The organism is Nocardia caishijiensis NBRC 108228, from assembly GCF_001612825.1.
In the GTDB taxonomy this organism is placed as follows: domain Bacteria; phylum Actinomycetota; class Actinomycetes; order Mycobacteriales; family Mycobacteriaceae; genus Nocardia; species Nocardia caishijiensis.
Window position 1 is genome coordinate 440,578 of record NZ_BDBE01000025.1, and the last position, 20,058, is coordinate 460,635.

Annotated in this window: 22 protein-coding genes and 1 pseudogene; 19 read left to right on the top strand and 4 right to left on the bottom strand. The window is 68.8% G+C overall.

Annotated elements, in window-relative coordinates; translation table 11 throughout:
* Positions 1-10: 10 nt before the first annotated feature.
* Complete coding sequence (locus tag NC7_RS08885; protein ID WP_067981032.1) at positions 11-634, bottom strand: alpha-ketoglutarate-dependent dioxygenase AlkB; 624 nt, start codon at positions 632-634, stop codon at positions 11-13.
* Between the two features lie 100 nt (positions 635-734).
* Between NC7_RS08885 and NC7_RS08890 the strand changes: the two genes are divergently transcribed.
* Genes NC7_RS08890 through NC7_RS08905 form a run of 4 tightly spaced genes read left to right on the top strand, consistent with a single transcriptional unit; the run spans position 735 to position 4,117 of the window.
* Positions 735-2,183 carry an alpha-L-fucosidase gene (locus NC7_RS08890; RefSeq protein WP_067981303.1) on the top strand — a complete coding sequence of 483 codons (1,449 nt, stop codon included), beginning with the start codon at positions 735-737 and terminating at the stop codon, positions 2,181-2,183.
* Entirely contained in the window at positions 2,180-2,758 is a 579-nt protein-coding gene (locus NC7_RS08895; protein ID WP_067981033.1) for a TetR/AcrR family transcriptional regulator, read from the top strand. Before NC7_RS08890 ends, NC7_RS08895 begins: the two co-directional genes overlap by 4 nt.
* Positions 2,759-2,814: 56 nt before the next feature.
* Positions 2,815-3,309, top strand: a complete 495-nt coding sequence (locus NC7_RS08900; protein WP_067981034.1) for a VOC family protein — start codon at positions 2,815-2,817, stop codon at positions 3,307-3,309.
* 7 nt (positions 3,310-3,316) lie between these two features.
* Positions 3,317-4,117 carry a MerR family transcriptional regulator gene (locus tag NC7_RS08905; RefSeq protein ID WP_067981035.1) on the top strand — a complete coding sequence of 267 codons (801 nt, stop codon included), beginning with the start codon at positions 3,317-3,319 and terminating at the stop codon, positions 4,115-4,117.
* 21 nt (positions 4,118-4,138) lie between these two features.
* Here NC7_RS08905 and NC7_RS08910 read toward each other — a convergent pair whose 3' ends face one another.
* Together NC7_RS08910 and NC7_RS08915 are read right to left on the bottom strand one after the other, a co-directional pair.
* Entirely contained in the window at positions 4,139-4,519 is a 381-nt protein-coding gene (locus NC7_RS08910) for a hypothetical protein (RefSeq protein WP_157101898.1), read from the bottom strand.
* 124 nt (positions 4,520-4,643) lie between these two features.
* Entirely contained in the window at positions 4,644-4,823 is a 180-nt protein-coding gene (locus tag NC7_RS08915) for a hypothetical protein (RefSeq protein ID WP_067981037.1), read from the bottom strand.
* A gap of 37 nt (positions 4,824-4,860) precedes the next feature.
* Between NC7_RS08915 and NC7_RS08920 the strand changes: the two genes are divergently transcribed.
* The 8 genes from NC7_RS08920 to pyrF all read left to right on the top strand — a co-directional run bounded on the left by NC7_RS08920 (position 4,861) and on the right by pyrF (position 14,015).
* Positions 4,861-5,064 (top strand): hypothetical protein, encoded by a 204-nt coding sequence (locus NC7_RS08920; RefSeq protein WP_067981038.1) that lies wholly within the window; start codon positions 4,861-4,863, stop codon positions 5,062-5,064.
* Between the two features lie 215 nt (positions 5,065-5,279).
* The gene (gene pyrR / locus NC7_RS08925; protein ID WP_067981039.1) at positions 5,280-5,909 is read left to right on the top strand and encodes a bifunctional pyr operon transcriptional regulator/uracil phosphoribosyltransferase PyrR; all 630 of its coding nucleotides are present in this window, start codon (positions 5,280-5,282) and stop codon (positions 5,907-5,909) included.
* Positions 5,906-6,859, top strand: a complete 954-nt coding sequence (locus NC7_RS08930) for an aspartate carbamoyltransferase catalytic subunit (protein ID WP_067981040.1) — start codon at positions 5,906-5,908, stop codon at positions 6,857-6,859. Before pyrR ends, NC7_RS08930 begins: the two co-directional genes overlap by 4 nt.
* Positions 6,856-8,151 carry a dihydroorotase gene (locus NC7_RS08935; protein WP_067981041.1) on the top strand — a complete coding sequence of 432 codons (1,296 nt, stop codon included), beginning with the start codon at positions 6,856-6,858 and terminating at the stop codon, positions 8,149-8,151. The genes NC7_RS08930 and NC7_RS08935 overlap by 4 nt, the downstream gene beginning before the upstream one ends.
* 12 nt (positions 8,152-8,163) lie before the next feature.
* Complete coding sequence (locus NC7_RS08940; protein WP_067981042.1) at positions 8,164-8,670, top strand: PH-like domain-containing protein; 507 nt, start codon at positions 8,164-8,166, stop codon at positions 8,668-8,670.
* The gene (gene carA, locus NC7_RS08945; RefSeq protein WP_157101899.1) at positions 8,667-9,782 is read left to right on the top strand and encodes a glutamine-hydrolyzing carbamoyl-phosphate synthase small subunit; all 1,116 of its coding nucleotides are present in this window, start codon (positions 8,667-8,669) and stop codon (positions 9,780-9,782) included. The genes NC7_RS08940 and carA overlap by 4 nt, the downstream gene beginning before the upstream one ends.
* Complete coding sequence (carB, locus tag NC7_RS08950) at positions 9,782-13,144, top strand: carbamoyl-phosphate synthase large subunit (RefSeq protein WP_067981044.1); 3,363 nt, start codon at positions 9,782-9,784, stop codon at positions 13,142-13,144. Before carA ends, carB begins: the two co-directional genes overlap by 1 nt.
* Positions 13,145-13,190: 46 nt before the next feature.
* The gene (pyrF, locus tag NC7_RS08955; protein ID WP_067981045.1) at positions 13,191-14,015 is read left to right on the top strand and encodes an orotidine-5'-phosphate decarboxylase; all 825 of its coding nucleotides are present in this window, start codon (positions 13,191-13,193) and stop codon (positions 14,013-14,015) included.
* A 129-nt stretch (positions 14,016-14,144) separates the two neighbouring features.
* On the opposite strand, the gene NC7_RS08960 is transcribed toward pyrF, so the two are convergent.
* Positions 14,145-14,489, bottom strand: a complete 345-nt coding sequence (locus NC7_RS08960; protein WP_236573348.1) for a DUF6463 family protein — start codon at positions 14,487-14,489, stop codon at positions 14,145-14,147.
* A 30-nt stretch (positions 14,490-14,519) separates the two neighbouring features.
* On the opposite strand from NC7_RS08960, the gene NC7_RS08965 reads away from it, so the two are divergent.
* The 7 genes and pseudogenes from NC7_RS08965 to NC7_RS30105 form a co-directional block, all read left to right on the top strand.
* Positions 14,520-15,110, top strand: a complete 591-nt coding sequence (locus NC7_RS08965; RefSeq protein ID WP_067981047.1) for a TetR/AcrR family transcriptional regulator — start codon at positions 14,520-14,522, stop codon at positions 15,108-15,110.
* A gap of 348 nt (positions 15,111-15,458) precedes the next feature.
* Positions 15,459-15,779, top strand: coding sequence for an integration host factor, actinobacterial type (gene mihF, locus NC7_RS08970; protein WP_030203531.1), 321 nt, complete (start codon positions 15,459-15,461; stop codon positions 15,777-15,779).
* A 5-nt stretch (positions 15,780-15,784) separates the two neighbouring features.
* Positions 15,785-16,372 (top strand): guanylate kinase, encoded by a 588-nt coding sequence (gene gmk, locus NC7_RS08975; RefSeq protein WP_174550209.1) that lies wholly within the window; start codon positions 15,785-15,787, stop codon positions 16,370-16,372.
* A 27-nt stretch (positions 16,373-16,399) separates the two neighbouring features.
* Positions 16,400-16,678, top strand: coding sequence for a DNA-directed RNA polymerase subunit omega (gene rpoZ, locus NC7_RS08980; RefSeq protein WP_067493623.1), 279 nt, complete (start codon positions 16,400-16,402; stop codon positions 16,676-16,678).
* 28 nt (positions 16,679-16,706) lie between these two features.
* Positions 16,707-17,924, top strand: coding sequence for a bifunctional phosphopantothenoylcysteine decarboxylase/phosphopantothenate--cysteine ligase CoaBC (coaBC, locus tag NC7_RS08985; RefSeq protein WP_067981304.1), 1,218 nt, complete (start codon positions 16,707-16,709; stop codon positions 17,922-17,924).
* A gap of 167 nt (positions 17,925-18,091) precedes the next feature.
* On the top strand, positions 18,092-19,303 hold the full coding sequence (gene metK, locus NC7_RS08990; RefSeq protein WP_084458205.1) for a methionine adenosyltransferase: 1,212 nt from the start codon (positions 18,092-18,094) through the stop codon (positions 19,301-19,303).
* A 14-nt stretch (positions 19,304-19,317) separates the two neighbouring features.
* Positions 19,318-19,686: pseudogene (locus NC7_RS30105) on the top strand (primosomal protein N' family DNA-binding protein); the annotation flags it as partial.
* Positions 19,687-20,058 lie beyond the last annotated feature (372 nt).

Below are 20,058 nucleotides of genomic sequence, written 5' to 3' on the forward strand. Positions count from 1 at the left end.
CGCGCGGTGGTCAGCGGACGCCTCGGGGGCGGAACTGGATGCTGATGCGGGGGCCGACCGGGCGGGTGGTCTTGGGGACCGCGTGCTCCCAGGTGCGTTGACACGCGCCACCCATGACGAGCAGATCACCGTGACCCGCGGTGAAGCGGACGCTGGCGCCGCCGCCTCGGGGGCGGAGCAGTAGCGCGCGCGGTGCGCCGACGGAGACGATCGCGACCATGGTGTCGTGGGTGGCGCCGCGGCCGATGGTGTCGCCGTGCCAGGCGACGCTGTCGCGGCCGTCGCGATAGAAACAGAGGCCAGCCGTGCGGAAGGGTTCGCCCAGTTCGGCTCGGTAGTGCTCGGAGAGGGCGTCGCGGGCCTCGACCAGAATCCGATCGGGCAGTGGATCGTGCTCACCGAAGAAGGAGATCAGGCGCGGTACGTCGACGACCCGGTCGTACATCGGCCTGCGCTCGGCATGCCATGGCACCCGTTCGGCGAGCCGGTCGAACACCTCGCTCGCCCCGCTCAGCCAGCCCGGCGCGACGTCGACCCACGCGGTGGCGTCGAGCCGGGTCCGCTGGGGAGCGCCCAGTGAACCCAGCGCAACCGACTCACCGTCGAACAGTGAACCTTGCAGGGGCATCGACATGAGCGCCAGTGTAGCGCGTGTTCGAACGTATGTTCGTATTCGAAGGGGCTTGCTCGAGCGTGCTATTTTTGCTCGCACAAGCAAAATTGGAGGAGTGGTCGTGGCCTATGTCCCGGACCGGGAATCGCTCGGGCGGCGTCCGCTTCCCGAGTGGTACCGCAATGCCAAATTGGGCATCTTCGTGCACTGGGGCCTCTACTCGGTCCCCGCGTTCGCCGAGCGCACCGAGCTCGACTACCCCCGGTTCATGCGGGATCTGACAGCGGGGGAGACGACCGCCGACCGGATTCCGTATGCCGAGTGGTACCTGAACTCGATGCGCGTCCCCGGCTCGCCGACCGCGGTCCACCATGCGGCGACCTACGGGGAACAGTTTCCCTACACCGGGTTCCGGTCGACCTTCGACGCGGCGGCCGAATCGGTCGACTTCACCGAGTGGGCGAGCCTGTTCGCCGAGGTCGGCGCCCGTTACGTCGTGCTGGTCACCCGCCATCTCGACGGGTATCCGTTGTGGCCGACGCGTGTCACCAACCCGCACACCGCTGACGACTACCACGCCCGACGCGATCTGGTCGCGGACCTGACCACGGCGGTACGGGCCGAGGGCATGCGGATGGGGCTGTACTACTGCGGCGGAATGGACTGGACCTTCCGGAAGCAGCCGCTGCGGACAATGACCGACCTGCTCCGCCACCAGGCGCTCGGGCCGGAGTACGCGCGGTACGCGGCGGCGCAGTGGCGCGAGCTGATCGACGCCTATCGGCCGTCGATCCTGTGGAACGACATGGGTTGGTCCGCCGATACCGACCCACACGAGGTCATGGCGCACTACTACGACACCGTCGAGGACGGCGTCGTCAACGACCGCTGGATGCGCACCCGCCTCCCACGCAACCGTGTCGCGCGGGCAGCGTATCTGAGCTTCATCGGGGGCGTGGCCAAGGTGATGACCAAGTGGGGCAACGGCATTCCCGAGCAGCCGAAGAACTTCCACTACGACGTGGAGACCCGCGAGTACGCCGTCCCCGACACCGCTCCCACCGGCGCGTGGGAACTCACTCGTGGACTCGGCAGGTCGTTCGGGTACAACGCCGAGGAGACGAGCGCCGACATCCTCGACGGCGGCGAGCTGATCCGGCTGTTCGTCGAGGTGGTCGCCAAGGGCGGGAATCTGCTGCTCAATGTCGGTCCCGACGATGCGGGCCGAATTCCGCGACCGCAGCTGCTGCCGTTGTGGGCTCTCGGCACCTGGCTGGCTCGCAACGGTGACGCGATCTACGACACCGTGCCCGCCCAGCAGGCGGCGACGACCACGGCGACCGGCGATCAGGTCCACTTCACCGGCAAGGGGTCGGCGCTGTTCGCGATCGTGCTCGCCGACCAGCCGACCGGCGACATCGTGCTGCGCGGGGTGCGGGTACCGGCGTCGGCCACCGTCGCGTTGCTCGGCGGGCCCGAACTCCGCTGGAGCGCGCGCGACGGCGACCTCACTGTCGAACTGCCCGCCGTCGCTCCCCAGCGGCACGCCTACGTGGTGGCGATCCGGTGAAGGGCACGGCCATCGAGCGCGCCCGCCGCGCCCAGATCGTGCGCGCCGCGATCGACACCATCGCCGAATCCGGTTACGCGGGCGCTTCTTTCAGTGCCATCGCGGACGCGGCCGGACTGAGCAGTACCGGTCTCATCTCCTACCACTTCGCGCGCAAGCAGAACCTGATGGACGAGGTGATGCGCACGATCCTCGCCGAGTTCACCGCGTTCGTCGCCGCCCGCAGCGAGCACGGCGGCCCGGCCGAACGGCTCGCCGCGTTCATCATCGCCAACTGCGAATTCGTCCGCGACCACCGCAATCACCTGGTGACCATGCTGCGTCTGCAAGCCGCCGCACCGGACCCAGAAGCGCGGGCGCGGCAAGCCGAATCCGATCGGGCGAAACTGGCCGACCTGTTCGTACGTGGCCGCGCCGCGGGCGAGTTCCGCGAGTTCGACCCGGACCTGATGGCCGGATTCGTGCTCTCGCTGCGCAACGGTGTCATCCTGCGCGCCGCCGCCGAACCCGGATTCGATCTGGCGACCTGTACGACCGAACTGCTCACGACGATCCGGCTCGCGACCGCACGGTAGGTCTTCGCCGTGCCAGGCTTGACCCTGACGCGACGTCAGGGTCGACGATCGCTCGTATGAACTTTCCCGCGTTCGATCTGAGTCCCGTTCCTGTTCCTGGTCCCGATGCTGTTGCGCCCGAACCCTTCCGCGGCATCTACGGCATGCCGATGTTCGTGATCGTGCCGTGCCCGGATATCGCGCGGTCGGTGGAGTTCTGGACGGAGGGACTCGGGTTCTTCGAGCTGTTCGCCGCCCCGGGGCAGGTGACGCATCTGCGACGGTGGGCATTTCAGGACGTGCTGCTGGTGCCGGGGGCACCCGCCGACCGGCCGGGTGGTCTCACGGTGAGTTTCTCCTGTGTGCTCGGTGAGATCGAGGCGATCGCCGCGGCATGCGAGCGGGTCGCGCCCGGGTGCACGGTGGGGCCACGGGTGATGCCGTGGAATTCGATGGAGCTCGAGGTGAGGACACCCGAGCGCACACGCGTCGTGATGACCGCCGCGCAGCCCTACGACCCGGACAGTCCGGCCGCCGAGCACCTGCGGTCGATCGGCATCGAGGGGCCGTGACGGCACAATGGTGGCCGTGACCACGTCGCCACGCACCGTCGGCGCCACGGCGCGGCTGCTCGGTGTCACCACCCGCACCCTGCACCACTGGGACGCGATCGGGCTGGTGTGTCCGTCGGAGCGCAGCCCCGGCGGGTACCGGCTCTACAGCGCGGCCGAGGTGGCACGCGCCCACCGGGTGCTGGTGTACCGCGAACTCGGTGTGCCCCTCGACGACATCGCCGACCTGCTGGACGCGACGACCGCCGACGCGGTCACCACCCTGCGCGCACAACGCGCCGAACTCGAGGCCCGCATGCGGCGACTGCGGGGGATGGCCGAGGCGGTGGATCGGCTGATCGACGCCCGCGAATCGGGTGTCCGGCTCTCCGCCGAGGACCAGGTCGCGATCTTCGGCGACGGCTGGGAACCGGCGTGGGTCGAACAGGCCCGCGAACGATGGGGTGAGACCCCGCAGTGGGCGCAGTACGCGGAACGCGTGGCCGACCGCACGCCCCAGGATTGGCGGGCGATCACCGATGCCCTGACCGCACTGCACGACGACCTCGCCGAGGCCCTGCGGCGCGGGGTCGCCCCGGGCAGCCCCGAAGCCGACAGCCTCGCCGAACGCCACCGCGCCTCCCTGGCCACCTACTTCGACTGCACCCATGCGATGCACGTCTGTCTGGCCCGTCGGTACGTCGGTGATCCCGGGTTCACCGCCTTCTACGAGGACATCGAACCCGGTCTGACCCGCTGGTTGCGTGCCGTGATCGATGCCAACGCCCGCGCCAACGGTGTCGACCCCGAGCACGCCACCTGGTGTTGAGCGGCGGGTTCGAGGCCGGTTTCAGCTCGTGGCCCAGACCAGACCGGCGGCACCGATCAGGGCCGCGAGCGCGACCACGTCGACCCGGGCCACCCGGCGGGTACGCGCGTCGAGCTGCCGTGGTCCGATCACTGCGGTGAGCACGAGAAACGAAGCCGTACTGACGATTCCGGCCACGATCGTGCCGCCTCTGGCAGCGGGAACCGCCGCGCCGACGAGCAACCCGATCCCCACCATCGCGAGCAACACCGCGCGATGACGCAGGAGAAGTTCCAGATCCCGGCCCGTGACCGCGGTCCCGTAGGCGGTGCGCGCCCGCCGCGGCGAGAACGCGACCACCCCCGGAACGATATGCAGAATTCCGACGCCGACCAGCAGCGTCACCACCATGCCTGATCCCACCGTGCTCCTCTTCTCACCGACCTGACGTCGAACAAGCATGGTCGGTACGGGCCGACCACCACTTCCGTAAACGTGTCGTGATCGCCTACCGTGAGCCGACACCGACCCGGCTGCCGAGCCTCGCCTATGCGAGGCGGTCGAGGATTCCGAGGGCGATGTCGGTGGCGGCGTCTGCCATCCGGTCGTCGGGCAGGTCCAGGTCGCCCATCATCGAGACACTCCAGCTGATGGCCAGGAGCGCCTGGCGGGCGTAGTAGATATCCAACGGGGTTCGTTCGGGCTCTGTCATCAGGTCGGCGAGCACGCGGAATTGGTAGCGCAGGCCAGCGCCGAAGAGGCTCGTGTCGGGCGACGAGAAGGCGCCCGGGCCGAGGTTCGACGGCGAACGCCCCGATCGGCGGTGGCTCACCGACAACGGGTGGCACACCGAGTTCCGCGCCTGGGACGACATGATCGTTCCGCTCGGACGTGCGGTGGCGATGGGCGATCCACGAGTCGGCATCGTGCACGCTGTGCGTGACGAGCGCCCGGCGTCACGGGAGTAACGGGCGGTCCGTGTCACCGGCCGCGAAACGCCCTCACTCGCAGGGCTTTCGGTGCCCGTGTGATCGGCGGCGCAGCGGTGTGGTCGACAACGCGCCCGTGGCCGTGCTCACAGGCGGCCCCAGCTGGTCAAAGGTCGCTCGCGGCGCTGATAAGCTGACGGGCGAGTGAGACATCCTTTAACGGACCGTCCGGTGAGGCGGGGAAGGAGGTCGGCATGGCTGTGCCCGAACGGGCGGCCAGAACCGGCGCGGGCGAAACATCCCAGCGGCACACCCCGGAGTGGGTGGCGGCCGGGCGGGAGCTGTTGTCGCCGTCGGACGTGCAACGCACCGTGGCGCGGATCGCGCACCAGATCATCGAGAAGACCGCCTTGGATTCCGGCGACGCCGACGCGCCGAGGGTGGTTCTCATGGGGATCCCGACCCGGGGCACCACCCTGGCCAACCGGCTGGCGGACAAGATCGAGGAGTTCTCCGGCGTGCGGCCCGCGCTCGGTTCCCTCGACATCACCCTCTACCGCGACGACCTGCGCAGCCGCCCGCACCGCCCGCTGGAACGCACCTCGGTGCCCGACGGCGGCATCGAGAACTCCCTCGTCGTCCTCGTCGACGACGTGCTGTTCTCCGGCCGCACCGTCCGCAGCGCCCTCGACGGCTTGCGCGACCTGGGCCGCCCCCGCGCCGTGCAGTTGGCGGTCCTCATCGACCGGGGCCACCGCGAACTGCCGATCCGCGCCGACTACGTGGGCAAGAACGTGCCGACCTCGCGTGCCGAGGACATCTCCGTCCTGCTCACCGAACACGACGGCCGCGACGGCGTCTACCTGCACCAGGAGGCGAAATGAAGCACCTGCTGACCGTCGCCGACCTGGATCGTGCCGCCGCAACCGAACTGCTCGACGAGGCACAACGCTTCGAACAGGCCCTGCTCGGCCGCGAAGTGAAGAAGCTGCCGACCCTGCGTGGGCGCACCGTGATGACGGTGTTCTACGAGAACTCCACCCGCACTCGCGTCTCCTTCGAGGTGGCGGGCAAGTGGATGAGTGCCGACGTGATCAACGTGAGCGCGTCGAGTTCCTCGGTCTCCAAGGGTGAATCGCTGCGCGACACCGCCCTCACCCTGCACGCGGCGGGTGCCGACGCGCTGATCGTGCGTCACCCCGCCTCGGGCGCGGCGCACCAGATCGCGCGCTGGATGGAGCAGTGGGCGAAGGAGGAGAACCGGCAGGCCCCGTCGATCATCAACGCGGGCGACGGCACCCACCAGCACCCCACCCAGGCCCTGCTCGACGCGCTGACGCTGCGTCAACGCCTCGGTGACATCGAGGGCAAGCGGGTGGTGCTGGTCGGCGACATCCTGCACAGCCGGGTGGCCCGGTCCAACGTCATCCTGCTCAACACCCTCGGCGCCGAAGTGGTGCTGGTCGCGCCGCGCACGTTGCTGCCGGTCGGGGTCGAGTCCTGGCCCTGCCGGGTCGCGACCTCCCTCGACGCCGAACTGGCGGGCGCCGACGCGGTGATGATGCTGCGCGTGCAGGCGGAGCGGATGAACGGCGGGTTCTTCCCGTCGGCCCGCGAATACTCGATCAACTACGGGTTGTCCGAGCGCAGGCTCGCGCTGCTCGACGACGACGCGGTGGTGCTGCACCCCGGCCCGATGCTGCGCGGCATGGAAATCGCCTCCGCCGTCGCGGATTCGCCGAAAGCCGCTGTGCTGCAGCAGGTGTCGAACGGAGTGCACATGCGGATGGCCGTGTTGTTCCGGCTGCTCGTCGGTCAGGAGGAAACGGTATGACTGAGCTGCTTCTCAAGAACGTCAGGCCCTACGGTGAGGGTGAGCCGGTCGACGTGCTCGTACGCGGCACCGTCATCGCCGAGATCGGGCCCGGTCTCACCGCCGACGACGCCGAGGTGATCGAGGGCAACGGCCAGATCCTGCTGCCCGGCTTCGTCGACCTGCACACCCACCTGCGTGAACCGGGCCGCGAGGACACCGAGACCATCGAAACCGGTTCCGCCGCAGCCGCTCTCGGCGGGTACACCGCCGTGTTCGCCATGGCCAACACCAGCCCGGTCGCCGATTCGCACGTCATCACCGATCACGTGTGGCGGCGCGGCCAGGAGGTCGGTCTGGTCGACGTGTTCCCGGTCGGCGCCGTCACCGTCGGGCTGAAGGGCAAGCAACTCGCCGAGATGGGCACCATGGCCGCGGGTGTGGGCCAGGTGCGGATGTTCTCCGACGACGGCCACTGCGTCTACGACCCGCTGATCATGCGGCGCGCGCTCGAGTACGCGAACTCGCTCGGGGTTCTCATCGCCCAGCACGCCGAGGAGCCGCGCCTGACCGAGGGCGCCGTCGCCCACGAGGGCCCGACCGCCGCCCGGCTCGGTCTCGCGGGCTGGCCGCGCGCCGCCGAGGAGTCGATCGTCGCGCGCGACGCCCTGCTCGCCCGCGATGCCGGGGCCCGCGTGCACATCTGCCACGCCTCCACCGCGGGCACCGTCGAACTGGTGAAATGGGCAAAGTCCCAGGGTATTTCGATCACCGCCGAGGTCACCCCGCACCACCTGCTGCTCGACGACTCGCGCCTCGAGACCTACGACGCGGTCAACAAGGTGAACCCGCCGCTGCGCGAGGCCTCCGACGCCGCCGCGCTGCGTCAGGCCCTGGCCGACGGAATCATCGACTGCGTCGCCACCGATCACGCCCCGCACGCCGAGCAGGACAAGTGCTGCGAGTTCGCGGTGGCCCGGCCCGGCATGCTCGGCCTCGAGACGGCCCTGTCGATCATCGTGCAGACGATGGTGGCGCCGGGTCTGCTCGACTGGCGCGGTGTCGCGAAGGTGATGAGCGAGAAGCCCGCCGCGATCGTCGGCCTCGACGACCACGGCCGACCGATCGCCGTCGGCGAACCCGCCAACCTCACGCTCGTCGACCCCGACGCCGAGTGGACGGTGCGTGGCGCCGAACTGGCGAGCATCTCGAACAACACACCGTTCGAGGACATGACGTTCCCGGCCGAGGTCACAGCCACCGTGCTGCGCGGCCGGGTAACTGCCCGCGAGGGCAAGGCGGTCGGGATCTAGGGAGGCCAGGACGTGGAGAGAACGCTGTGGGTGGTCGGGCTGCTGGCGGTATTCGTACTGTGCCTGTGGCTGATGTACCGGGCCTGGCAGAAGAAAGCCGCGAGCCAGCAGTCGCGGATCGGTGACCTGCCGACCGTGCCCGCCGAACTGGGTGCGCAACTGCTGGAGCCGACCACCGGCCTGTACCTGGGCAGCACCTTCGCGCCCAGCTGGCAGAACCGGATCGCGGTCGGTGACCTGGGGTTCCGCGCGACCGCCGAACTGACGCGGTTCGAACGCGGGATCCTGCTCGAACGCGACGGGGCGACGCCGATCTGGATTCCGCAGGAATCCGTGACGGCCGTGCGCACCGAGCGCGGACACGCGGGCAAAGTGATGACAGAGAATGGTGTGCTGGTAATTCGCTGGACACTGCCGACCGGAACCGAGATCGACACCGGATTCCGGGGCGACGACAAGACGGTGTACCCGGCATGGACCGCGGATGCGACCAGGGCGACGACGGGAGACGACGAATGAGCAAAGTAAAGGCAGCCCTCGTGCTGGAGGACGGCCGCGTGTTCCGCGGTACGGCCTTCGGCGCGCAGGGGCAGACCCTGGGTGAGGCGGTGTTCTGCACCGCGATGACCGGATACCAGGAGACCCTCACCGACCCCAGCTACGACCGCCAGATCGTGGTGGCCACCGCCCCACAGATCGGCAACACCGGTTGGAACGACGAGGACGACGAGTCCGGCAAGATCTGGGTCGCCGGGTACGCCGTGCGCGACCCCTCGACGATCTCGTCGAACTGGCGCGCCACCGGCACCCTGCAGGATCAGCTCGACGAGCAGAACGTGGTCGGCATCGCCGGTATCGACACCCGCGCGGTCGTGCGCCACCTGCGCACCCGCGGGTCGATGAAGGCGGGCATCTTCTCCGGTTCCGCCCTGGCCGGTGACGAGGAACTGCTCGCCCGCGTGAACGGTCAGCAGTCCATGCTCGGCGCGGACCTGGCCGAAGAGGTCAGCACCGACGGCATGTACACCATCGAGCCGGTGGGTGACCACCGCTTCACCGTCGTCGCGGTCGACCTGGGCATCAAGACCAACACCCCGCGCATGTTCGCCGAACGCGGCGTGCGCACCCATGTGGTGCCGTCGAACACCTCCCTCGACGACATCCTCGCGCTGAACCCCAACGGCGTGTTCCTCTCCAACGGCCCCGGCGACCCGGCCACCCAGACCGGCGCGATCGCGCTCACCCAGGGTGTGCTCGAGCGCGGGATCCCGCTGTTCGGCATCTGCTTCGGCAACCAGATCCTCGGCCGCGCGCTCGGTCGCGAGACCTACAAGATGAAGTTCGGCCACCGGGGCATCAACATCCCGGTCGTCGAGGCGGGCACCGGCCGCATCTCCATCACCGCGCAGAACCACGGCTTCGCCCTCGAAGGCGAGAAGGGCGAGGTGTTCGACACGCCCTTCGGCAAAGCCGAGGTCTCCCACATCTGCGCCAACGACGGCACCGTCGAGGGTGTGCGACTGATCGACGGTCGCGCCTTCTCGGTGCAGTACCACCCCGAGGCCGCCGCAGGCCCGCACGACGCCGCATACCTGTTCGACCGTTTCGCCGGTCTCATGGAAGGAGCCTGATGCCTCGCCGCGAGGATCTGAAGCACATCCTGGTGATCGGCTCTGGCCCGATCGTGATCGGCCAGGCGTGCGAATTCGACTACTCCGGTACCCAGGCGTGCCGGGTGCTGCGGTCCGAGGGACTGCGCGTGTCGCTGGTGAACTCCAACCCGGCGACCATCATGACCGACCCCGAGTTCGCCGACTCCACCTACGTGGAGCCGATCACCCCGGAGTTCGTCGAGAAGGTCATCGAGAAGGAGCGTCCCGACGCCATTCTCGCCACCCTCGGCGGGCAGACCGCGCTCAACACCGCGGTCGCGCTGCACGAGCGCGGGGTGCTGGAGAAGTACAACGTCGAGCTGATCGGCGCCGACTTCGACGCCATCCAGCGCGGTGAGGACCGGCAGAAGTTCAAGGACATCGTCGCCAAGGTCGGCGGCGAGAGCGCCCGCTCCAAGGTCTGTTTCACCATGGACGAGGTCCGCGAGACGGTCGCCGAACTCGGCTTCCCGGTCGTGGTTCGCCCGTCGTTCACCATGGGCGGCCTCGGCTCGGGCATGGCCTACAACGACGAGGACCTCGACCGCATCGCCGGTGGCGGCCTGGCCGCCTCACCGACCGCGAACGTCCTGATCGAGGAGTCCATCCTCGGCTGGAAGGAATACGAGCTCGAGCTCATGCGCGACGGCCGCGACAACGTGGTCATCGTCTGCTCCATCGAGAACGTCGACCCGATGGGCGTGCACACCGGCGACTCGATGACCGTGGCCCCGGCCATGACCCTCACCGACCGCGAGTACCAGAAGATGCGCGATCTGGGCATCGCCATCCTGCGCGAGGTCGGCGTCGACACCGGTGGCTGCAACATCCAGTTCGCGGTCGACCCGAAGGACGGTCGCCTGATCGTCATCGAGATGAACCCGCGCGTCTCGCGCTCCTCGGCACTGGCGTCCAAGGCCACCGGCTTCCCGATCGCCAAGATCGCCGCCAAGCTGGCCATCGGCTACACCCTCGACGAGATCGTCAACGACATCACCGGCGAGACCCCGGCCTGCTTCGAGCCGACCCTCGACTACGTCGTGGTGAAGGCGCCGCGCTTCGCGTTCGAGAAGTTCCCCGGCGCCGACGCCACGCTCACCACCACCATGAAGTCGGTGGGCGAGGCGATGTCGATGGGCCGCAACTTCTCCGAAGCCCTCGGCAAGGTGCTGCGCTCGCTCGAGACCAAGGCCGCCAGCTTCTGGACGGCCGAGGACGGCAAGTGGGCCCCGAAGGACCCCAGCGATCCGGCGTCGGTTCGCGAGGCGATCGAGGCGATCCTCGCCGACCTGCGCGTGCCCACCGAAGGCCGCATCTACCAGGTGGAACGGGCGCTGCGCTTCGGCGCCTCGATCGACGAGGTCGCCCTGGCGTCCGGCGTCGACCCCTGGTTCGTGGCCGAGGTCGCCGGTCTGGTCGCGCTGCGTCAGGAGATCCTGGACGCGCCGGTGCTCGACGAGGATCTGCTGCGCCACGCCAAGCACTACGGCCTGTCGGACCGGCAGCTCGCCGCATTGCGGCCCGAGCTCGCCGGTGAATCGGGTGTGCGCGCGCTGCGCCACCGCCTGGGTGTGCGCCCGGTCTACAAGACGGTCGACACCTGTGCCGCCGAGTTCGAGGCCAAGACCCCGTACCACTACAGCGCCTATGAGCTCGATCCCGGCGCCGAGTCCGAGGTCGCGCCGCAGCGTGAGCGCGAGAAGGTCATCATCCTCGGCTCGGGTCCGAACCGCATCGGTCAGGGCATCGAGTTCGACTACTCCTGTGTGCACGCGGCGCAGACGTTGTCGGACGCCGGGTACGAGACCGTGATGGTCAACTGCAACCCCGAGACCGTCTCCACCGACTACGACACCGCCGATCGCCTCTACTTCGAGCCGCTGACCTTCGAGGACGTGCTCGAGGTGTACCACGCCGAGTCCGAGTCGGGCACGGTCGCCGGTGTGATCGTCCAGCTCGGCGGCCAGACCCCGCTGGGTCTGGCCCAGCGGCTCACCGACGCCGGTGTCCCGGTGGTCGGCACCTCCGCGGCCGCGATCGACCTGGCCGAGGACCGCGGCGAGTTCGGTGACGTGCTCGTCGCCGCCGGACTGCCCGCCCCCAAGTACGGCACCGCCACCACCGTCGAGCAGGCCAAGAAGATCGCCGCCGAGATCGGCTACCCGGTGCTGGTTCGCCCGTCCTACGTGCTCGGCGGGCGCGGCATGGAGATCGTCTACGACGAGACCTCGCTCGAGGGCTACATCTCCCGCGCCACCGAACTCAACCCGGACCACCCCGTGCTGGTCGACCGCTTCCTGGAAGACGCCATCGAGATCGACGTCGACGCCCTGTGCGACGGCGAGGAGGTCTACCTCGGCGGCGTGATGGAACACATCGAGGAAGCGGGCATCCACTCCGGCGACTCCGCCTGCGCGCTGCCCCCGATCACCCTGGGCCGCAGCGACATCGAGGCCGTGCGCCGCTCCACCATCGCGCTGGCCAAGGGCATCGGCGTGAAGGGCCTGCTCAACGTGCAGTACGCCCTCAAGGACGACATCCTCTACGTTCTCGAGGCCAACCCGCGCGCGAGCCGCACGGTGCCGTTCGTCTCCAAGGCGACCGCCGTGCCGCTGGCCAAGGCGTGCGCGCGCGTCATGCTCGGTGCCACCATCGCCGACCTGCGCAAGGAAGGCATGTTGCCGCCCGAGGGCGACGGCGGCCACGTGCCGCTGGACGCGCCGGTCGCGGTGAAGGAAGCCGTGCTGCCCTTCCACCGGTTCCGTCGCGCCGACGGCTCCGGTGTGGACTCGCTGCTGTCACCGGAGATGAAGTCCACCGGCGAGGTCATGGGCATCGACGCCGACTTCGGCACCGCCTTCGCCAAGAGCCAGGCCGCCGCCTACGGCTCACTGCCCACCGAGGGCACCGTGTTCGTCTCGGTCGCCAACCGCGACAAGCGCGCCATGGTGTTCCCGATCAAGCGCCTGCACGACCTCGGCTTCCGCATCCTCGCCACGGCGGGCACCGCGGAAACGCTGCGCCGCAACGGCATTCCGTGCGAGCAGGTGCGCAAGCACTCGGATCCGGCGACCACCGATCCGGCCACCGGTATGCCGGAGGCCTCCATCGTGGAGCAGATCCGCGACGGCGAGATCGACATCGTGTTCAACACCCCCTACGGCAACTCGGGCCCCCGCGTGGACGGCTACGAGATCCGCACCGCCGCGGTGGGCGCGAACATCCCGTGCATCACCACGGTGCAGGGCGCGGCGGCCGCGGTGCAGGGCATCGAGGCGGGCATCAACGGTGGTCTCGGCGTGCGTTCGCTGCAGGAACTGCACTCGAAGCTGCGTGGCTGAGCGCACGACCATCCGCGACACGACGACAACCCCGGGAGCAGGATCGATGACGACGTTCGGTAGCCGATTGCAGCACGCCATGCGCGAATTCGGCCCGGTGTGCGTCGGCATCGATCCCCACCCGGCCCTGCTGCGGGCGTGGGGACTCACCGAGGACGTCGAGGGGCTCGAGGCGTTCGCCGAGATCTGTGTCGAGGCCTTCGACGGCCGCGTCGCCCTGGTGAAGCCGCAGGTCGCGTTCTTCGAGACCTACGGTTCCGGCGGGATCGCGGTCCTGGAACGCACCATCTCGGTGTTGCGCGCCTCGGGCACCCTGGTGCTCGCCGACGCCAAGCGCGGCGACATCGGTTCGACCATGGACGCCTACGCGCACGCCTGGCTCGGTGACGGGCCCCTTGGCTCGGACGCGGTGACAGTCTCGCCCTACCTCGGTTTCGGGTCCCTCGACCCGGCGCTGAGCCTGGCCGAAACCAACGATCGTGGCGTATTCGTCCTGGCCGCGACCTCCAATCCGGAAGGTGCGCGGCTCCAGGGGATCACGGCGGCAGACGGGCGGACGATTGCGCAGACGATGGTCGACGAGGCAGCCGCCCGCAACACGGGCGACGGCTTCGGCTCCGTCGGTGTGGTCGTCGGCGCGACGCTCACCGAGGCGCCCGACCTGTCGAAGCTCAACGGGCCCATCCTCATGCCGGGAGTGGGCGCCCAGGGCGGGGGAGCGGCCTCGATCCGCGGGCTCGTCCCCGAGACGAACCTGTCGGCGGTGGTCCCGAATGTGTCGCGTGAGGTGCTCAACGCGGGCCCGTCGGTGACGGCGTTGTGCGACAAGACCGCTCGGCTGCAGGAGGAGTTCGCCTTCCTGCAGGCCTGATATCTGCTGTGACGGAGCCGGAGTGGCGCGCGAGCCGCTCCGGCTCCGTTGTCGTACCCCGTAAGGGTGCCGAAATGGCCTCTGGCGCAATTCTTTTCGAGTTCCCGACGTCTGGGTGGATCGACGCGTTCAGGCGGCGACGAGGGCGTTCCTGGCCCGCCACCAACCGAAGGCGCCGACCCCGACCGGGACGAGCAGGGTGACGAACCCCGACAGTGGCTGGTAGATCAGCCCGCACGCCGTCACCAGTGCCAACGTGCCGAGCACCGGCGCGGGCACGAACCCGCGTGCCCGTTCCAGGTCGATCATGGCCAACCCCAGTCCGACGCCGACCACGCCGAACAGGGTGAACCAGAACGACAGCTCCGTGTCCTGATCACCCGCCGCCAGCAGTGCGACGCCCATGACCGTGTGCACGCTCGCGATGAAGATCAACGACGCTCCGGCGAGCGGGAAACGAGTTTTTGAATTCATATTCATAAACTGTGCCACTAGGCTGACGCGGTGGCAAGACCCCGTCTCTTCACCGACGATCAGGTGCTCGACGCCGCCCGCGACCTGCTCGCCGATCCGGCCGTCGCCCGTCCGTCGATCGCCGCCATCGGCAAGGCCGCGAGTGTGCATTCCGGCTCCATCTATGTGCGTTTCGCCTCACGTGACGAACTCCTCGCCCGGTTGTGGCTGCGTTCGATCCGGCGCTTCCACGAGGGTTTCGTCGCCGCGCTGCGCGGGCCGGAGCCGCTGCTGTCGGCGGCCGTCTTCCTGCCTCGCTACTGCCGTGAGCGCCCCACCGAGGCCAGGGCGATGAAGATGTTCCATCAGGACCAGTTGCTCGAGGTGGGGCCCGAGGAGCTGCGCACCGCGATCGCGGGGGTCAACGACGAGATGCAGGCCGCACTGCTGGCTGCCGTGTCAACCGAATTCGGGGTCGTCGACGACGAATCCCGCGCGGTCGCCGAGGCGGCGGTGAAGGCGATTCCGTACGGATTGGTCCGCGACTACATCGCCCGCGCGGCGCCGATCCCACTCTGGATCGACGACGTGACGGCGACGGCCTCGGGAGCGGTGCTCGACCGATTTCGTGCCCGAATGTGACGACACGCGGTGCAAAATCGTGCGACACGCGGATGAATTCCGGAAAGTCGCTGGTCGCGCCTCGCCGGGTTTGCCGGACCGGCCGACCGTGCTCACGCTACCGGTTGGCTATCATCGCCCAAATCGGTATAACCGCAGGTCCGAATGGGTTTCCGGAATTCGACAATACGTTCGGACGGCGGGAATCCGACCTCACCGCATCATGCCCGCGCGCGCCATACGGCATCCGTAATCCGCCCCTGACCTGGGGGTCGGGTTCGCAATCGGCGGGCACCGTGGGTACGGTCGCACAGACCGTCCGGGTAACCGGCGGTAGATCTAGCAATGAACGATGAGACGGAGGAACCCGTGGCCCTTCCCCAGCTGACTGACGAGCAGCGCGCCGCTGCTCTGGAGAAGGCGGCTGCCGCTCGCCGCGCTCGGGCAGAGCTCAAGGAGCGCCTGAAGCGAGGCGGCACCAACCTGAAGCAGGTCCTCACCGATGCCGAATCCGACGAGATCCTCGGCAAGATGAAGGTGTCGGCGCTGCTCGAGGCTCTGCCGAAGGTGGGCAAGGTCAAGGCCGCCGAGATCATGACCGAGCTGGAGATCGCCCCCACCCGGCGTCTCCGTGGCCTGGGCGACCGTCAGCGCAAGGCGCTGCTGGCTCGCTTCGACTTCGACTCCTGATCCAGGTGGTCGAACAACACACGCGGAAGGGTCGACTGGTTGTACTGGTCGGCCCCTCGGCCGTCGGCAAGTCCACGGTCGTGCGGTGCGTGCGGGAACGTCTGCCCGAGCTGGTTTTCAGCGTCTCGGCGACCACCAGGGCCCCGCGGCCCGGTGAGGTCGACGGACGCGACTACCGCTTCGTTTCCCGAGCCGACTTCGACGCCATGATCGCGGCGGACGAACTGCTCGAATGGGCGGACATCCACGGGGGGTTGCAGCGATCGGGCACCCCCGCGGCGCCGGTGCGCGAGGCACTGGACGCCGGACGATCGGTACTGCTCGAAGTCGACCTGGCCGGTGCGCGGTCGGTCCGCCACGCGATGCCGGAAGCGCTGCTGGTGTTCCTCGCTCCGCCGAGCTGGGAGGAACTGGTCTCGCGCCTGCGTTCGCGCGGCACCGAGACCCCCGAGGTGATCGAGCGCCGACTCGAGACCGCCCGGGTCGAATTGGCCGCACGTGACGAGTTCGACACGGTCATTGTGAACGCCGAGGTGACGACCGCCTGCGAGCAGTTGGTATCCTTGTTCGTTAGCACAAATTCGAGTTCTTGACCCACTAAACCGCAGGAGCCTCCCCTAGTGAGCACGGACATCACCGCTGCACCCGCGTACGACACTCCCATCGGCCTGACCAACCCGCCGATCGATGAGCTGCTCGAGCGCACCTCGTCCAAGTACGCCCTCGTGATCTACGCGGCCAAGCGCGCCCGCCAGATCAACGACTACTACAACCAGCTCGGTGACGGCATCCTCGAGTACGTCGGTCCGCTCGTCGAGCCGGGCCTGCAGGAGAAGCCGCTGTCGGTCGCCATGCGTGAAATCCACTCCGACCTGCTCGAACACACCGAGGGCGAGTGACAATCCCCAGTCGGGAGGCGTGAAGACCATGCGGATCGTCGTCGGGGTCGGCGGGGGCATCGCCGCCTACAAGGCGTGTGCCCTCGTTCGCCGGTTCACCGAGACCGGACATCAGGTGCGGGTGATTCCCACCGAGTCGGCGCTGCAGTTCGTCGGCAAGGCGACCTTCGAGGCGCTGTCCGGTCAGCCGGTGCACACGGACGTGTTCACCGACGTGCCCGAGGTGCCGCATGTGCGGCTCGGCCAGGAGGCCGATCTCGTCGTCATCGCCCCCGCCACCGCGGATCTGATGGCCCGCGCCGCCCAGGGGCGCGCCGACGATCTGCTCACCGCCACCTTGCTGACGGCCCGATGTCCGGTGATGTTCGCGCCCGCGATGCACACCGAGATGTGGGAGCATCCGGCGACGGTGGCCAATGTCGCGACGCTGCGCGCGCACGGCGCCACCGTCATGGAACCCGCGTCGGGCCGGTTGACCGGTGCCGACACGGGCCCGGGACGGCTGCCGGAGCCGGAGGAGATCTTCGGTCTGGCCTCGCTGCTGCTCGAGCGCGCCGACGCACTGCCCCGCGACCTGACCGGTCGCCGTGTGGTGATCACCGCAGGCGGGACGAGGGAACCCCTCGACCCGGTGCGCTTCCTCGGCAACCGCAGCTCCGGTAAGCAGGGCTACGCCCTGGCCAGGGTCGCCGCCCAGCGTGGCGCCCAGGTGACGCTCATCGCGGGCAACACCATCGAGCTCGCCCCGCCCGCCGCGGTCGAGCTGGTCCACATCACCACCGCCGAACAGCTCAAGACGGCCGTCGACAAGCACGCCGTCGGTGCCGATGCCGTCGTCATGGCCGCCGCGGTCGCCGATTTCCGTCCGACCCATGTGGCGGCGGCGAAGATCAAGAAGGGTGCCGACGAGCCCGACGTGATCCCGTTGACCAAGAACGCCGACATCCTCGCCGGTCTGGTCGACGCCCGCACCGAGGGCAGGCTCGACGGCACCGCGATCGTCGGTTTCGCCGCCGAGACCGGCGACGACAACGGTGACGTGCTCACCCACGCCCGCGCGAAGCTGGCCCGCAAGGGCTGCGACCTGCTCGTGGTCAACGCGGTGGGTGAGGGCAAGGCGTTCGAGGTCGACACCAACGACGGATGGCTGCTCGGGGCCGACGGCACCGAGGTGGCACTCGATCACGGCTCCAAGGCGCTGCTGGCGAGCCGGGTGCTCGACGCACTGGTCCCGCTGCTGCGCTGACCGGGTACGACCGCCGTTTCGAGTGTGAAAACCGTTGCGCCGCAACGGTCTCGCGCAGTGTACCGCGCACGGGTGGGTTCGTGGTGTGGCTTGTCCTAACCCGCCACCTTGTCGGTGGTTTGGAATAGTCTGAAGAGAAGTAACCCGTTGAGGGAGAGGGAATAACTGTGCGTACGACAGGTAGTCGGCTATTCACCAGTGAGTCTGTGACCGAGGGCCATCCGGACAAGATCTGTGACGCGATCAGCGATTCCATCCTCGACGCATTGCTCGCCGAGGATCCGGGCAGCCGCGTCGCGGTGGAGACCCTGGTCACCACCGGTCAGGTCCATGTCGCGGGTGAGGTCACCACGTCGGCCTACGCCGACATCCCGCGGATCGTGCGCGAGAAGGTCCTCGAGATCGGATACGACTCCTCCGCAAAGGGTTTCGACGGCAACTCCTGCGGTGTCAACATCGCGATCGGCGCGCAGTCGCCCGATATCGCCCAGGGTGTCGACACCTCGCACGAGGCGCGTGTCGGCGGGTCCGACGACGAGATCGAACGTCAGGGCGCGGGCGACCAGGGCCTGATGTTCGGCTTCGCCACCATCGACACCCCCGAGCTGATGCCGCTGCCGATCGCGCTCGCGCACCGGCTCTCGCGCAAGCTCACCGAGGTGCGCAAGTCCGGTGTGCTGCCCTACCTGCGGCCCGACGGCAAGACCCAGGTGACCATCGAATACGACGGTGACCGCCCGGTCCGCCTCGACACGGTCGTCATCTCCACCCAGCACGCGGCCGACATCGACCTGGACAACCTGCTGGCTCCCGATATCCGCGAGAAGGTCGTCGACGCGGTCATCGGCGATCTGGAGATCCCGTCGCTCGACACCTCCGACATCCGCCTGCTGGTCAACCCGACCGGCAAGTTCGTGCTCGGTGGCCCGATGGGTGACGCCGGTCTGACCGGTCGCAAGATCATCGTCGACACCTATGGCGGCATGGCCCGCCACGGTGGTGGCGCGTTCTCGGGCAAGGACCCGTCGAAGGTCGACCGTTCGGCCGCGTACGCCATGCGCTGGGTCGCCAAGAACGTGGTGGCCGCCGGTCTGGCCGACCGCGTCGAGGTGCAGGTCGCCTACGCCATCGGCAAGGCGGCGCCGGTCGGTCTGTTCGTCGAGACCTTCGGCACCGAGAAGGTCGATCCCACCCGCATCTCGACCGCCATCTCCGAGGTGTTCGACCTGCGTCCGGGCGCGATCATCCGCGACCTCGACCTGCTGCGCCCGATCTACGCGCCGACCGCCGCCTACGGTCACTTCGGCCGCACCGATGTCGACCTGCCCTGGGAGCACACGGACCGCGCCGACAAGCTGCGCGCGGCCGTCGGCCTGTAGTACCCACGGCCCGCGTGACCGCGGACGAACCATCGACAGCAGCGGGACACCCGATCGCTCGGGTGCTCCCGCTGCTGTCGCCCGCGCACCTGGACCGCGACTTCGACTACCTCGTCCCACCTGAACTCGACGAGATCGCCCAGCCCGGCGTGCGGGTGCGGGTGCGCTTCGCCGGGCGCCTCGTCGACGGCTATCTCCTGCAACGACTTCCGCGCACCGAGCACACCGGCAAAATGGTGAAGCTCGAGCGCGTCGTCTCGCCCGAGCGCGTCCTCACCCCCGAAATCCTGCGCCTGGCGACCACCGTCGCCGCCCGCTACGCGGGCACCCGAGCGGATGTCCTCCGCCTGGCCGTCCCACCCCGCCACGCCCGCACCGAAGCGAGCGGATCACCGGCCACCACATCGAAGAAGTCCGCTGCCCGCGCGGGGGGCACGCGCGCCACGGACAAGGACGCAGCCCCCGGACCCGCGCGCGCCCTCCGCGTCTCGGCCACACCAGCCGACGACACCCGCAGGCTGCCGACAGCCGATACCGCCGCGACCGAATCTTCCGAGGGCGTATCCGAATCGGTCAGTGCGGCAACTGAATCCAGCGCTGAGCTCGCTCAGCCTTCTGTTGAATCCCGCGCCGCCGACCGCGCGGGCGGCCCTACTTTCGACGGCACCGGCAACGCGATCGAAGCTGGCGACGGCGCCGCCGATTTCGCTGAGGCGATGGGTACCGCCGACAGTATCACCGGCTCTGTGGCCGGA